The sequence below is a fragment of the Lonepinella sp. MS14435 genome (genome assembly GCF_042485795.1).
Lineage (GTDB): Bacteria > Pseudomonadota > Gammaproteobacteria > Enterobacterales > Pasteurellaceae > Lonepinella.
Genome location: NZ_CP169368.1, coordinates 2,121,524 through 2,136,848, shown reverse-complemented (window position 1 = coordinate 2,136,848; position 15,325 = coordinate 2,121,524). Strand labels below are relative to the sequence as shown.

Below are 15,325 nucleotides of genomic sequence, written 5' to 3'. Positions count from 1 at the left end.
ACACACATATCACAGGAGTAAATCGGGGTGCCAAACGGTCGGTTTGCTTGGTATGTGGAGGCTCAACCCCAAATTAAAAGGAAAATATTATGGCACAAGTTTCAATGCGTGAAATGATTGACGCAGGCGTACATTTCGGACACCAAACTCGTTACTGGAATCCAAAAATGAAACCATTCATTTTCGGTGCTCGTAACGGCGTTCATATCGTAAACTTAGAAAAAACCCTTCCGTTATTCAATGAAGCATTAGCTGAATTAACTCGCATCGCAAGCAACAACGGCAAAATCTTATTCGTTGGCACCAAACGTGCAGCAACCGAAGCAGTTCAAGCAGCAGCATTAGACTGTCAACAATATTATGTTAATCACCGTTGGTTAGGTGGTATGTTGACTAACTGGAAAACAGTTCGTCAATCAATCAAACGTTTGAAAGATTTTGAAACCCAATCTCAAGACGGTACATTTGACAAATTAACCAAAAAAGAAGCATTAGATCGTACTCGTGAAATGCAAAAACTTGAGTTAAGCCTTGGCGGTATCAAAGATATGGCAGGTCTTCCAGATGCAGTTTTCGTTATCGGTGCAGACTACGAACATATTGCGGTTAAAGAAGCTAACAACTTAGGTATTCCAGTATTTGCTGTAGTAGATACTAACGCAACGCCAGACGGTGTTGATTTCATCATTCCAGGTAATGATGATGCAACTCGTGCGATTCAATTATATTTAAATGCTGCAGCTGCTGCAATTAAAGAAGGTCGCCAAGCTGAAACGACAGTTGAAGAAAAATTCGCTGAAGAACCTGTTGCAGAATAATCTGCACAAATAAGGTGTAAGCCCCTTATGAAACAGTAAATAAAACAGGGGACAATCGTTCCCTGTTTTAACAAATTCCCAAAAGTGCGGTGTTTTTTTATCATTTTTTATTCAAACATCGTATTTCCATTCAAGAATATTTAGAGGACAATAAAATGGCTGAAATTACAGCATCATTAGTAAAAGAACTTCGTGATCGTACTGGTGCAGGTATGATGGAATGTAAAAAAGCATTAGTTGAAGCGAACGGTGACATCGAATTAGCGATCGACAATATGCGTAAATCTGGTCAAGCAAAAGCGGCTAAGAAGGCAGGTCGTATTGCAGCAGAAGGCGTTATTCTTGCTCGTATCGGTGCAGGTTTCGGTGTATTAGTTGAAATGAACTGTGAAACTGACTTCGTAGCAAAAGATGCTGGTTTCCTAGGTTTAGCCAATGAAGTGGCTGACTATGCTGTAGCTAACAAAGGTATTTCAATCGAAGATTTAGCTAAACACTTTGAAGAAAAACGTGCTGCATTAGTAGCAAAAATCGGTGAAAACATGACGGTTCGCCGTGTTCAATTCTTAGAAGGCACAGAAATCGGTTCATACTTACACGGTGCGAAAATCGGTGTATTAGTTGCAGGTCAAAACGCTAATGAAGAATTATTGAAAAAAGTGGCAATGCACGTGGCAGCAAGCCGTCCTGACTTCGTTAATCCTGAAGATGTACCTGCGGCAGTGGTTGCTCACGAACGTGAAATTCAAGTAGATATCGCTATGCAATCTGGTAAACCACGTGAAATCGCAGAAAAAATGGTTGAAGGTCGTATGAAAAAATTCACTGGTGAAGTATCATTAACAGGTCAACCGTTTGTTATGGATCCATCACAATCAGTGGGTGATTTCTTAAAAGCCGCTGGTGCGACAGTGACTAACTTCATTCGTTTAGAAGTGGGTGAAGGTATTGAGAAAAAAGAAGAAGATTTCGCAGCTGAAGTAGCTAAAATCACTGGCGGAAATGCTTAATCTTTTCTGATCAAATTAACCAAAAAAGCAGGCTGTATGCCTGCTTTTTTAGTTTATGCTTTATTGTGGAATAACGATTGCAGGATCATCTTCCGCTTGAATCTGTTCAATTTGTTTTTTCAAACCATAATCATTGGGATCCGCTTGCGAGCTAAATAAATCTCTATCGGGATTTAATAATGGATTACTAATTCCGATCCAATTTGCAATGTCGTTGGTAAAATTCAAACCAGATTTGAACACCTTGTATTCATGACGTTGATTATCATCACTGGAAATTTTAAACAGTGGAATATCATAATGACGTTTGCTTTTGCCTGCACTGTTGTGAATTTTTATATCATCTTCCGTGATTTGATGGGCTAAACCGTGATCAGAAAAGTAAATCATGGAAAAAGTGCGGTGATTTTTTTGCAAATTTTCGCTGAGTTTTGCATAAATTTGTTTGAGCATATCATCGGTTTTTTGGATAGAAGAAATATAACAGTTCACATTAAAATATTTTTTAGCAATCTTATTATCATCAAAAATCTTAGGATAATCATTCAAGCGATCGCAGGTGATGGGATGTGAGCCATATAAATGTAACACAATAAAGCGTTTGTTTTGATGGGGTTGCTCAAGTACATGTTGCAATTTAGGCAAAAGTTCAAAATCACTTATATTTGAATTTAAACTATCACCTGATTTTAAGAAAATCCGTTCATCACTACGGTTAGCAATGGCGGAAATCGGTGTGTCAAATTCGCCTAAATAACCTTGATTTGAAATCCAGTAGGTTTTAACGCCAGCGGATTTAATCAGATCGATCATGTTCAAACTGTAATTGCCCTCCCAGTTCTTGGTATCAGGTTGAGTGAGCATTAATTTTAATGATGCAATCGTGTTGGTACCGCCAGATGTAAAACCATCAATTAGAACGCCATTTGCATTAGACATAAAAGGGGTATTTGGCACGGGATAGCCATAAGCATGATGATAATCTTTTCTCGCACTTTCGCCGATGATCAATACATAATCATCATATTTTGAGTTGGTTAAACTCGATTTTCCCCATTGGTTTTCAATGCTGAAATTATTGAGCCGAGAAAGTTCTTTTTCTACTTTTATGCTAGCCGTATAAGTTTCCCTGATAAATTTCAATGGAACGTTATCCCAAACTAAGAAAACGGCAATGATGGCTAATAACACTTTATTTTTATAAAAATGTAGCTCAAATTTTTGGCTTAAATAACCGAATAGGCAGAATAAACCGATAATCGCAACGGGATAGAGATAATTGACTAACGGTAATTGTGAGAGAAATTCTTTGCTTTCAAGCAGATCTGTGGCAAAAACAGAGGCAATATATTGATAAGATGGTGCGCCAAAAGTCATGCCAACGGGAGCATAAAGTGCGTGCAAAATAATAATTGGAAACACAATGTACCAAAAAATCTTTTTGGAGGCATTTAATAACAAGATTAGCCCAGCGAATACCAGAATCTCACGTAAGCTAGGCTGTGGATAAAATCCTGTGCCGCTTAATAATAATTTACTGGCAAAAAATAGACAAACTAAAGCGAAAATCACCGCAGTTATTTTTTTGAGTGATTGAAAAAATGACAAAATATGTTCCTTTTTTAAATGAAACGTTACATAGCTGCTAATTTTAACGAATTTCAAATAGATCTGCTATGCCTATTTCCTGATAAGCAATGTTGCTTTATAATAACAAGCATTTTATGTCAAGATCTTAGGGGATAGAAAAATGAGCAAACCTATTTATAAACGTGTGTTGTTAAAATTGAGCGGTGAGGCACTGCAAGGTGCGGAAGGCTTTGGTATCGATCCATCTATTTTGGATAGAATGGCGATTGAAATCAAAGAATTGGTCGAAATGGGTGTTGAAGTCGGCGTAGTACTTGGCGGTGGCAACCTGTTTCGTGGTGCTAAACTTGCCAAAGCAGGTATGAACCGTGTAGTCGGCGACCACATGGGTATGTTGGCAACTGTGATGAACGGCTTGGCAATGCGTGATGCGTTACACCGTGCTGATGTTAATGCAAAATTAATGTCGGCTTTCCAACTTAATGGTATTTGCGACACTTATAACTGGTCTGAAGCAATCAAAATGTTACGTGAAAAACGTGTAGTGATTTTCTCCGCAGGTACAGGTAGTCCATTTTTTACTACAGATTCTGCGGCGTGCTTGCGTGGTATTGAAATTGAAGCCGATGTGGTATTGAAAGCCACTAAAGTAGATGGTGTGTATGACTGCGATCCTGCTAAAAATCCAAATGCTAAATTATTCCAAAAACTCACTTTCGCAGAAGTGATTGAGAAAGAATTACAAGTAATGGACTTAGCCGCCTTTACCCTTGCTCGTGACCATGGTATTCCAATTCGAGTATTTAATATGGGTAAATCAGGAGCATTACGTCAAGTGATTTTAGGTGAAAGTGAAGGTACGACTATTTCAGGTTAGTATTCAAATTATATAAGGAAAAACAATGATTAACGAGATTAAAAAAGACGCACAAGAACGTATGGAAAAAAGCCTTGAATCCTTAAAAGGGCATATTGCTAAAATTCGTACGGGACGAGCTCAACCCTCTTTATTAGATGCGATTCAAGTAGATTATTACGGTGCGGCGACACCATTACGCCAATTAGCTAACGTGGTGGCAGAAGATGCTCGTACTTTAGCGGTAACGGTTTTTGACCGTTCATTGATTCAAGCAGTAGAAAAAGCTATTTTAACCTCTGATTTAGGTTTAAATCCTTCATCTGCTGGTACAACGATTCGTGTACCACTTCCACCATTAACCGAAGAACGTCGCCGTGACTTAATTAAATTAGTCAAAGGTGAGGGTGAGCAAGGTAAGGTGGCGATTCGTAATGTTCGCCGTGATGCTAACGATAAAATCAAAGCCTTGTTAAAAGACAAAGAAATTAGCGAAAACGATCAACGTAAAGCAGAAGAAGAAATCCAGAAAATTACTGATACGTTCATTAAAAAAGTCGATGAAGTGTTAGCGGATAAAGAAAAAGAGTTAATGGATTTTTAATACTATGGTAGGGGGCGTAATGTAATACGCCCCTACAAATATGCAAAACGATCAATTCCGCTCCCTAAAAATGCAAGTTCAACGCCGTTTGTCCGCTTGTTTACAACTGGCAGAAAATCATTTTCAACGTCAATTTCCAATGCCTACAATCAGTTACGATGTGCGAGGAGTAAAAGCGGGTGTTGCCTATTTGCCACAAAACTTAATCAAATTAAACCGCACTTTATTGCTAGAAAATCCACAAGAATTTATTCAACAGGTGGTGCCACACGAATTAGCCCATTTATTAGTGTATCAACTGTTTGGACGGGTTAAACCACATGGTAAAGAATGGCAAGGGATTATGCAGAATTTATTTCAATTACCAGCGGATACCTGCCATCAATTTGATGTGCAATCGGTGCAAGGTAAAACCTATGCTTATGCTTGTGATTGCCAAATTCATCAACTGAGTCAACGTCGCCATAATAAAATTATGCGAGAAAGAGCGGTGTATTTTTGTCGAATTTGTCGAAAAAAATTGAATTTTTGTGAATCTAATTAAATTTTATAATGATTTATGTATTTGATAAGGTTATACTAATAGCGGAATTTATTATTTTTCTTATATGAGGGATTTATTATGAAAAAATTGGCATTAGCCATTATGATCGGCTCACTAGCAGTAGCTACTTCTGCTAGTGCAAGTAACTGGTATGTGCAAGGGGATTTGGGGTATTCAAAACTTAAAACTGATGATTTAAGTAAATCTCGCTTTAGCCCAAGTTTTGCCGTGGGGTATAAACTTAATGATTGGCGATTTGCCCTAGATTATAGTCATTATGGTAAATTGGAAGACACTCATGTTGAGCAATCTTACTCTCAGCGTTTTTCCGCAAAAGGGCAAGGTCTAGGATTCTCCGCAATTTATGATATTAAGATTAACTCTGATCTTAAACCTTATGTAGGGGCTCGTTTATCTGTTAATAAAGCGAAAATAGATAAATATGAAGTGAGAACCGAGCAAAGTACAACAACAAAATCATCCTCTGAATCAGATTATGCAACAGGTATTGGTGCTGTAGCTGGTGTTCAATATTCATTTACACCTAAATGGGCATTGAATGGTGGTGTTGAATACAATTATTTAGGCAAATTTGATGATACCAAAGTAAAACAATACGGTGCCAAAGTGGGTATTCGTTACAACTTCTAATTTTATTTAGCCACAGCGTGGCGTAATATGCCTAGCCCCGTACGCAAGTGCGGGGTTTTTTGTACCCTGCATTTTAACTTTTTCTTGTCTTAAAACTTGAAATTTCCATTTTCAACCTAATCTATCTACCCATACTTTATTCACTAATTCAATTTAAGGAAAATAAAATGAGCAAAAATCAAGAAACTCGTGGCTTTCAATCGGAAATGAAACAATTATTGCATCTGATGATTCACTCACTTTATTCAAACAAAGAAATCTTCTTACGTGAGTTAATTTCCAATGCTTCCGATGCGGCAGATAAATTACGCTTTAAAGCCCTATCAGCACCAGAGCTTTATGAGGGCGATGGCGATTTGCACGTTCGCATTAAATTTGATGAAAGCAAAGGCACATTGACCATTAGTGATAATGGGATTGGTATGAACCGTGAGCAGATTATTGATAATCTCGGCACGGTGGCAAAATCAGGAACCAAAGAATTTTTAACCGCACTTGGGCAAGATCAGGCGAAAAATAGCCAATTAATTGGTCAATTTGGGGTGGGGTTCTATTCTGCGTTTATTGTGGCGGACAAAGTGGAAGTACGTAGCCGTGCGGCTGGTGAATCGGCGGAAAAAGGCGTACTTTGGATCTCAAATGGTGAGGGCGAATACACCGTTGAAGATATTGAGAAAAAACAACGTGGCACGGAAATCACCCTATTCTTGCGTGAAGATGAAAAAGAATTTTTAAACGATTGGCGGTTGCGTGAGATTATCGGCAAATATTCCGATCATATCGGCTTGCCTGTGGAAATTTTAGCTAAAGAATATGATGATGAGGGCAAAGAAACAGGCGTAAAATGGGAAAAAATCAACAAAGCCCAAGCCTTGTGGACAAGATCCAAAGGCGAGATTTCCGATGAAGAATACAAAGAATTTTACAAACATTTAAGCCATGATTTTGCCGATCCATTGTTGTGGCAACATAATAAGGTCGAGGGCAATCAAGAATATACTAGCCTGTTGTATGTGCCAAGCAAAGCCCCATGGGATTTATTTAATCGTGAGCAAAAACACGGATTGAAACTCTATGTACAACGCGTGTTTATTATGGACGATGCGGAAGTCTTTATGCCGAATTACTTGCGTTTTATGAAAGGGTTGTTAGACAGCAACGATTTGCCATTAAACGTTTCTCGTGAGATTTTGCAAGATAACAAAACCACGGCGGCATTGCGTAAAGCCTTGACTAAACGGGCGTTGCAAATGTTGGAAAAATTAGCCAAAGAGGATAATGAAAAATACTTGGGCTTCTGGAAAGAATTTGGCTTAGTGTTAAAAGAGGGCGTAGCAGAAGATTTCGCTAACAAAGAACAGATTGCGAAACTCTATCGTTTTGCATCAAGTAAGAATGATAGTTCTGAGCAAAATGTGTCTTTTGAAGACTATATTGCTCGCATGAAAGACGGACAAAAAGCGATTTACTACATCACGGCAGACAGCTACACAGCGGCAAAAAACAGTCCGCATTTGGAATTGTTCAACAAAAAAGACATTGAAGTGTTGTTGCTTTCCGATCGTATTGACGAATGGATGTTAAGTTATTTAACCGAATTTGACGGCAAACCGTTACAGCCGATCACCAAAGCCGATTTAGACTTAGGCGATTTGGCAGATAAACAAGATGACAGCCAAAAAGAAGCAGAAAAAGAGCTAGGTTCTTTTGTGGAGCGAGTCAAAACTTTGCTTGGTGAACGTGTCAAAGACGTGCGTTTAACCCACCGTTTGACCGATACACCAGCGGTGGTATCTACGGACAACGATCAAATGACCACCCAAATGGCAAAACTCTTTGCGATGAGCGGTCAGCCTGTGCCTGAAGTGAAATACACCTTTGAGCTTAATCCAGATCATGCTTTAGTAAAAAAGGTCGCTGATTTAACAGATGAAAGCGAATTTGCTAACTGGGTGGAATTATTGCTAGAACAAGCGATGTTTGCGGAACGGGGTACGTTGGAAAATCCAACGGCGTTTATTAAGCGAATGAATGGCTTGTTGGGGTAATCCAATAATTGTAGAGGCGGACTTGTGTGTCCGCCCGTTGAGTACTATGACAAATTTACAATAATTTATGACAACACTCATTGCCTACGCCAATATCCAACAATCTTTCCCTTTTGGGAATATGCCTTTGGAGCTTATTCCTGAAAAGCTCCGTTTGTTACCTAAAAATAGTAATCTACGAGTACAACAACGCTATCGTTGTCGCCAACTTGCTCACTTTTTATTGTGGAATTTAGCCCAAAAAGCGGAAATTAACACCGCACTTTTGGGGAAAATTTATCGTACAGCAAGCGGTCGCCCACAATTTCCTATAGACAATATTGATTTTAATATTAGCCATTCTGGAGATTGGGTTGCGGTGGTGTTAAATGTGGCAGAACATGAAAAAAGTATGGTAGGAATTGATATAGAATTTCCAGAAAAAACAAGAAATTACACCGCACTTTTACGTCATTTTGCTTCACCGTTAGAACAACAATGGTTCACCCAGCAAGCTAATCCCAGACAGGCGTTTTATCGTATTTGGTGTTTGCGAGAAGCTATTTTAAAATCTCAAGGTGTGGGGATTGTAAAATTGAGTGAAGTACAGCACGATCCTGTGGCTAAAACTTTGCATTCTGCCTATTGTCCACAAGGAGAATTAACCTTTATCTCCGAGTTACCTTTCTATTTAGCCGTTTTTGCTGAACAAAGTGCGGTGCAAAATGCTCAATATTTTTGTTGGCAAGAAAATCAATTACATTCCTATCAGTTACAAAATAAACTAAATTACCTTGTTAATTCATCTAAATAAAAGTTTTTTTGTGACCTAGTTCAAATAATTAAAAAAAAATTGAAACATTATATTTTTTTTTTAGTATTCTAATGCAAGTTTAAATCTTAAATAATTAGGAAGCAGTATTATGCCTAACTCTACTCAATTTACTCAAAAAGATATTGAAATTATAGATGAAACCTTATTATACAAAGGTTTCTTCAAATTGAAGAAAATTCAATTCCGCCATAAATTATTCGCAGGTGGAATGAGTGGTATTGTCACTCGAGAATTATTAGTTAAAGGAGCTGCTTCAGCAGTGATAGCTTATGATCCTGAGCGAGATAGTGTCGTATTAGTAGAGCAAGTTCGTATCGGGGCTTATAATCCAGCATTACCGAATTCACCTTGGTTATTAGAACTGATTGCTGGTATGGTGGAAGAAAATGAAACACCAGAAAGTGTCGCGTTGCGAGAAAGCCAAGAAGAAGCGGGTGTAGAAATTACCCATTTACAACATGCTTTGAGCGTTTGGGATAGCCCAGGTGGCGTGATTGAACGGATTCATTTGTTCGCAGGCAAAGTAGATAGTAGTAAAGCCACAGGCTTGCACGGGTTAGCTGATGAAAATGAGGATATTAAGGTGCATGTGATAAGTCGCGAAACGGCTTATCAGTGGTTGCAACAGGGTAAAATTGATAATGGTATTGCCGTTATGGGATTACAATGGTTGCAGTTAAATTATCTTCGTTTACAGCAACAATGGCGATAGGGGATTGTAACAATGGCAGAATGTATCGATCAAGATGGTGAAAAAATTCGCTTTATTCAAATTACCGATCCACATTTGTTTAAACAGAAAACCAGTGAGTTACTAGGAATTAATACCTACGCAAGTTTTCAACAAGTATTAAATGAAATCCAGCTATCGGTGGCAGAGTATCAATTTGTGTTAGCAACGGGCGATTTGGTGCAAGATGCTAGCGAAGAAGGTTATTTGAATTTCTGTCAGGCAATTAATCGATTAGAGAAACCTGTATATTGGATTCCTGGTAATCACGATTTTCAGCCTGTAATGGAAAAAGTATTTAGTCAACAGCAACATTATATTCAAACAGATAAACATTTATTGGTGGGTAATAAATGGCAGATTTTGCTGTTAGATAGCCAAGTTTATGGTGTACCTCATGGTGAACTTAGCCAGTATCAACTTGATTGGTTAGACGATAAGTTGCAAGAATATCAAGAACGTTATTCTTTAATAGTGTTGCATCATCATTTGCTTTCGACTAATTCAGCATGGTTGGATCAGCATAATTTACGCAATGCACATCAGTTATTACAAATTTTGCTGAAATATGAAAATGTGAGAGGCATTATTCATGGGCATATTCATCAACAGGTAGATGCTCAATGGAATGGCTATCAAATTATGTGTACGCCAGCTACTAGTGTGCAATTTAAACCTGATAATAATGTCTTTACATTAGATACTTTACAACCAGCTTGGCGAGAAATTACGTTGTTATCGGATGGCAGCATAGAAACCCGTGTTCAACGTATTCAACAAGCTGAATTTTTGCCTAATATGCACGAATTAGGTTATTAATTGATTGCATTTTCTACTGAAATCGTTACAATACGATTTCCTTGTCTTCGCTGAATTAGAGATCGGCGAATGATGTATGATCAACATTCTCTTTGGGAGTAAAAAAATGTCTCTAAGCGTAGAAAAAAAAGCAGCAATCGTGGCTGAATTCGGTCGTGATGCAAAAGATACTGGTTCATCAGAAGTGCAAATCGCATTATTAACTGAACAAATCAATCATTTACAAGCTCATTTTGCTGAACATAAAAAAGATCACCACGGTCGCCGTGGTTTATTAGGTATGGTTTCTCGTCGTCGTAAATTATTAGACTACTTAAAACGTACAGATTTAGCAAAATATCAAGATATTATTGCACGTTTAGGTTTACGTCGTTAATTCTTATATATTGATTTAGAGCGTCCAGTTTGGACGCTTTTTTGTTGCTTTAAAAACGACCAAATGATATTAAGAGATGCTTTTCGTTCTTGACAGAACACTATAAAATTCGTATTATCTAACGCATTCAACTGCGGAGGAATGGTCGAGCGGTTGAAGGCACCGGTCTTGAAAACCGGCGAGGGTTTACGCCCTCCGTGAGTTCGAATCTCACTTCCTCCGCCACTCAATTCAGAGAAGCCGTTATCATAATGATAACGGCTTTTTGCTTTTTTGATATTTTATTTTTAATTTTTACGCAAACGTTTTCGTTATCCATTCTTTTCCTTTATAATAAGTGAGTTTTATTCATTCCACATTAAGCAAGGAAAAATCCAATGTTCCAAATTTTCCGAGGCTCACCAGCCTTATCAGAATTTCGTTCGAAACAGTTGTCAGTGCGTTTTCAAAAAGCTAATTTACCCGTTAAATCTTGTTATGCAGAATATGTGCATTTTGCCAATTTAACATCAGCATTAAATGTAGAAGAAAGTAAAGAATTAGAAGAATTATTACATTACGGTCCAACCTTGGCACAACATGAACCGCAGGGTGACTGTTTTGTGGTCATTCCAAGAGTTGGCACGATTTCTTCTTGGTCATCTAAAGCCACTGATATTGCCCATAACTGCGGTTTAGATAAAGTGTTACGCTTAGAGCGTGGTTTGGCGTTTTATTTTGAGTTTGAATGTGCCTTAACGGAAGATGAACAGGCGAAATTGTGTTCTCATATTCACGACCGAATGATGGAAAATGTGGTGCGTGATCCGCAAGATGCAGCAAAATTATTTGATCAGCAAGAGCCAAAAGCCTTTACCACGGTGGATATTTTGAGCGGTGGTCGCAAGGCGTTAGAACAGGCTAACGTCAATTTAGGCTTGGCGTTGGCGGAAGATGAAATTGATTATTTGGTGGAAAATTTCACCGCACTTGGGCGTAACCCCGTGGACATTGAATTGTATATGTTCGCACAAGCCAACTCGGAACATTGCCGCCATAAAATCTTTAATGCGGATTGGGTGATTGACGGTGAAAAACAAGAAAAATCCTTGTTTAAAATGATCAAAAACACCTTTGAGAAAACCCCTGATTATGTGCTGTCGGCTTACAAAGATAATGCGGCGGTGATGAGTGGCTCAAAAGTGGGGCGTTTTTTCCCCGATCAAGACGGGCAATATCGCTATCACAATGAAGATGCTCATATTTTGATGAAAGTGGAAACCCACAACCACCCAACAGCGATTTCGCCATTCCCTGGGGCAGCAACAGGTTCGGGCGGTGAAATTCGTGACGAAGGGGCAACAGGACGGGGTGCCAAACCAAAAGCAGGGCTAGTCGGTTTTTCAGTGTCTAACTTAGTGATCCCCGGCTTTGAGCAACCTTGGGAAAATCCGTTATCCAAACCAAATCGCATTGCTTCGGCGTTAGACATTATGATAGATGGACCTTTAGGCGGTGCGGCATTTAACAATGAATTTGGTCGTCCAGCCTTGTTGGGTTATTTCCGTACCTATGAAGAAAAAGTGAACAGCTTTGCCGGTGAAGAAGTGCGTGGTTATCACAAGCCGATTATGTTGGCAGGTGGGATCGGTAATATCCGTGCCGAACACGTACAAAAAGGCGAAATCGCTGTTGGTTCAAAATTAATTGTGTTGGGCGGTCCTGCCATGAATATCGGTTTAGGTGGCGGTGCGGCATCCTCTATGGCTTCAGGGAAATCCAAAGAAGATTTAGATTTTGCTTCCGTGCAACGGGATAACCCTGAAATGGAACGCCGTTGTCAGGAAGTGATTGACCGTTGTTGGCAGTTAGGCGATGACAACCCGATTTTGTTTATTCACGATGTGGGCGCTGGTGGTTTGTCTAATGCCATGCCTGAGCTTGTACATGACGGCGGTCGTGGCGGTAATTTTGAATTACGCAAAATCTTAAGTGATGAACGGGGCATGTCGCCGTTAGAAATTTGGTGTAACGAATCACAAGAACGCTATGTGTTAGCGGTATCGCCTGAAAAATTACCGTTATTCGAAGACCTTTGTCAGCGTGAACGCGCCCCTTATGCGGTGATCGGCGAAGCCACTGAAGAATTGCATTTAACTCTCAATGATAGCCATTTTGGCAACAAACCCATTGATTTACCAATGAATGTGTTATTGGGCAAAACACCGAAAATGACCCGTGATGTACAATCAAGTGCGGTGCAAAATTCACCAGTTTCTCAACATGGCATTACATTAAAAGATGCTTTACACCGCGTGTTGCGTTTACCTGTGGTGGCAGAAAAAACTTTCTTAATTACTATTGGCGACCGTTCCGTCACGGGCATGGTGGCTCGTGATCAAATGGTTGGTCCGTGGCAAATTCCTGTTTCCGATGTGGCAGTCACAACAGCTTCCCTAGACAGCTATCACGGTGAAGCCATGACCATTGGCGAACGCGCTCCAGTGGCTTTATTAGATTTTGCAGCTTCCGCACGTTTAGCGGTAGCGGAAAGTATCACCAATATCGCTGCCACCAATATCGGCGATATTAAACGCATTAAACTTTCTGCCAACTGGATGTCAGCGGCAGGACACAAAGGCGAAGATGCAGGTTTATATCAAGCAGTCAAAGCCGTGGGTGAAGAACTTTGCCCTGCTTTAGGCTTAACCATTCCTGTGGGCAAAGACTCCATGTCAATGAAAACCACTTGGCAGGAAGACGGCGAACAAAAATCTGTCACCGCTCCGTTATCGTTAGTGATCAGTGCTTTTGCTCGGGTGGAAGATGTACGCAAAACCGTGACCCCACAATTACGCACCGATCAAGGGGTAACTCGTTTATTGTTAATTGACTTAGGTGAAGGGAAAAATCGCCTTGGTGCAACGGCATTAGCACAAGTTTATAAACAATTAGGCGACAAACCAGCGGATGTAGTCAATGTGAGCTTATTGAAAAACTTCTTTAATGCGATGCAAACTCTGGTTCAAAAGGGTAACTTGTTAGCCTATCATGACCGTTCAGACGGTGGTTTAATTGTCACTTTGGCTGAAATGGCGTTCGCAGGACATTGTGGTGTATCAGTGCATATTAGCACTTTAGGCGATAACGATCTTAGCGTGCTATTTAATGAAGAACTTGGCGCGGTTATTCAAGTGCGAGAAAGTGAGCTTAATGCCGTACGTGATGTGTTAAGCCAACACGGGTTACTTCATCTAACCAAAGAACTGGGCTATGTGACAGAAAATGATGAATTTGAGATTTACCGTGGTAATAAACTATTACTTAGTGAAAAACGCTCTGAATTACGAGGTATCTGGGCGGAATTAACCCACCAAATGCAACGTTTACGTGATAACCCTGAATGTGCGGATCAAGAATTTGCAGCCAAGAAAAATGCCGATGATAAAGGATTCTCAGCCCATTTAAGCTATGATGTTAATAAAGATGTGGCTGCACCTTATATTGCGAAAGGACTAAAACCACGTATTGCAATTTTGCGTGAACAGGGGGTGAACAGCCATGTTGAAATGGCAGCCGCCTTTGATCGTGCAGGCTTTGCGACCATTGATGTACACATGAGCGATCTGCATAATGCACGCCATAACCTCAAAGATTTCAATGCGTTAGTAGCTTGTGGTGGGTTCTCTTATGGTGATGTTCTCGGTGCAGGCGGTGGCTGGGCAAAATCTATCCTATTTAACACCGCACTTCTTGACCAATTCCAAGCGTTCTTTGAACGTGAAGATACTTTAGCTCTCGGTATTTGTAACGGTTGCCAAATGATTTCTAATCTTGCCGAAATTATCCCTGGTACAGAAAATTGGCCTCGTTTCGTACGTAACACGTCTGAACGTTTTGAAGCTCGTGCCGCGTTGGTTCGTATTAATGAAAACCATTCCCCTTGGTTTGCTGGCATGGCTGGTTCACACATGCCGATTGCCGTGTCGCACGGTGAGGGGCGAGTAGAATTTAAACACGAAAATCAATTACAAGGGTTACGTGAACAAGGGTTAATTATTGCTCAATATGTAGATAACAATATTCAACCTACCGAAATGTACCCAGCCAATCCGAACGGTTCAGTAGAGGGCATTACGGCACTATCAAACAATAATGGACGAGTGGCAATTATGATGCCACACCCAGAGCGGGTATTCCGTGCAGTGAGCAACTCTTGGTATCCAAAACAATGGAACGAAGACGGTGCTTGGATGCGATTATTTAGAAATGCCAGAGTGTTTTTTAAATAGTAGAACAAGAACCACAATTCTTTAAAGGAAAATGGATAACATGGCGTGTTATCCATTTTTTTATCCCATTTTAGGCAATCGTTTACGTTATTTTTAGCAAACGTTTACGTATTTTTTGACCTGTTTTTTTTCTTGATAAATTAATTGGATATATTTTGTCAAATGATAATTACTATTAAATTAAAGGGATTTTG

Annotated in this window: 13 protein-coding genes and 1 tRNA gene; 13 read left to right on the top strand and 1 reads right to left on the bottom strand. The window is 39.6% G+C overall.

Annotated features, from left to right (window positions below; all coding sequences use genetic code 11):
- The first annotated feature begins 89 nt into the window (after positions 1–89).
- Both rpsB and tsf read left to right on the top strand, forming a co-directional pair.
- Positions 90–818, top strand: a complete 729-nt coding sequence (gene rpsB, locus O1Q80_RS10100; protein ID WP_386687520.1) for a 30S ribosomal protein S2 — start codon at positions 90–92, stop codon at positions 816–818.
- Positions 819–973: 155 nt separating this feature from the next.
- Positions 974–1,828 carry a translation elongation factor Ts gene (gene tsf / locus O1Q80_RS10095; protein WP_132302172.1) on the top strand — a complete coding sequence of 285 codons (855 nt, stop codon included), beginning with the start codon at positions 974–976 and terminating at the stop codon, positions 1,826–1,828.
- 60 nt (positions 1,829–1,888) lie between these two features.
- On the opposite strand, the gene O1Q80_RS10090 is transcribed toward tsf, so the two are convergent.
- Entirely contained in the window at positions 1,889–3,436 is a 1,548-nt protein-coding gene (locus tag O1Q80_RS10090) for a phosphoethanolamine transferase (protein ID WP_386694858.1), read from the bottom strand.
- A 142-nt stretch (positions 3,437–3,578) separates the two neighbouring features.
- Here O1Q80_RS10090 and pyrH point away from each other — a divergent pair, with 142 nt between their 5' ends.
- From pyrH to purL, 11 genes are all read left to right on the top strand, one after another.
- The gene (gene pyrH / locus O1Q80_RS10085; protein ID WP_386687515.1) at positions 3,579–4,295 is read left to right on the top strand and encodes a UMP kinase; all 717 of its coding nucleotides are present in this window, start codon (positions 3,579–3,581) and stop codon (positions 4,293–4,295) included.
- 25 nt (positions 4,296–4,320) lie between these two features.
- Positions 4,321–4,878, top strand: coding sequence for a ribosome recycling factor (gene frr / locus O1Q80_RS10080; RefSeq protein ID WP_386694856.1), 558 nt, complete (start codon positions 4,321–4,323; stop codon positions 4,876–4,878).
- Between the two features lie 40 nt (positions 4,879–4,918).
- A complete protein-coding gene (locus O1Q80_RS10075) occupies positions 4,919–5,422 on the top strand; it encodes a SprT family zinc-dependent metalloprotease (protein WP_386694855.1) in 504 nt (167 codons plus the stop codon).
- A gap of 78 nt (positions 5,423–5,500) precedes the next feature.
- Positions 5,501–6,073 carry an opacity family porin gene (locus O1Q80_RS10070; protein WP_386694853.1) on the top strand — a complete coding sequence of 191 codons (573 nt, stop codon included), beginning with the start codon at positions 5,501–5,503 and terminating at the stop codon, positions 6,071–6,073.
- Positions 6,074–6,240: 167 nt separating this feature from the next.
- Positions 6,241–8,121 carry a molecular chaperone HtpG gene (htpG, locus tag O1Q80_RS10065; RefSeq protein ID WP_386694851.1) on the top strand — a complete coding sequence of 627 codons (1,881 nt, stop codon included), beginning with the start codon at positions 6,241–6,243 and terminating at the stop codon, positions 8,119–8,121.
- Positions 8,122–8,188: 67 nt separating this feature from the next.
- On the top strand, positions 8,189–8,914 hold the full coding sequence (locus O1Q80_RS10060; protein ID WP_386694849.1) for a 4'-phosphopantetheinyl transferase family protein: 726 nt from the start codon (positions 8,189–8,191) through the stop codon (positions 8,912–8,914).
- Between the two features lie 109 nt (positions 8,915–9,023).
- Entirely contained in the window at positions 9,024–9,647 is a 624-nt protein-coding gene (gene nudF, locus O1Q80_RS10055; RefSeq protein ID WP_386694847.1) for an ADP-ribose diphosphatase, read from the top strand.
- Positions 9,648–9,659: 12 nt separating this feature from the next.
- A complete protein-coding gene (gene cpdA, locus O1Q80_RS10050) occupies positions 9,660–10,484 on the top strand; it encodes a 3',5'-cyclic-AMP phosphodiesterase (protein WP_386694845.1) in 825 nt (274 codons plus the stop codon).
- Between the two features lie 106 nt (positions 10,485–10,590).
- Entirely contained in the window at positions 10,591–10,860 is a 270-nt protein-coding gene (gene rpsO, locus O1Q80_RS10045) for a 30S ribosomal protein S15 (RefSeq protein ID WP_386687494.1), read from the top strand.
- 135 nt (positions 10,861–10,995) lie between these two features.
- A tRNA-Ser gene (locus O1Q80_RS10040) sits at positions 10,996–11,085 on the top strand.
- A gap of 152 nt (positions 11,086–11,237) precedes the next feature.
- A complete protein-coding gene (purL, locus tag O1Q80_RS10035; protein WP_386694843.1) occupies positions 11,238–15,131 on the top strand; it encodes a phosphoribosylformylglycinamidine synthase in 3,894 nt (1,297 codons plus the stop codon).
- Positions 15,132–15,325: the final 194 nt, after the last annotated feature.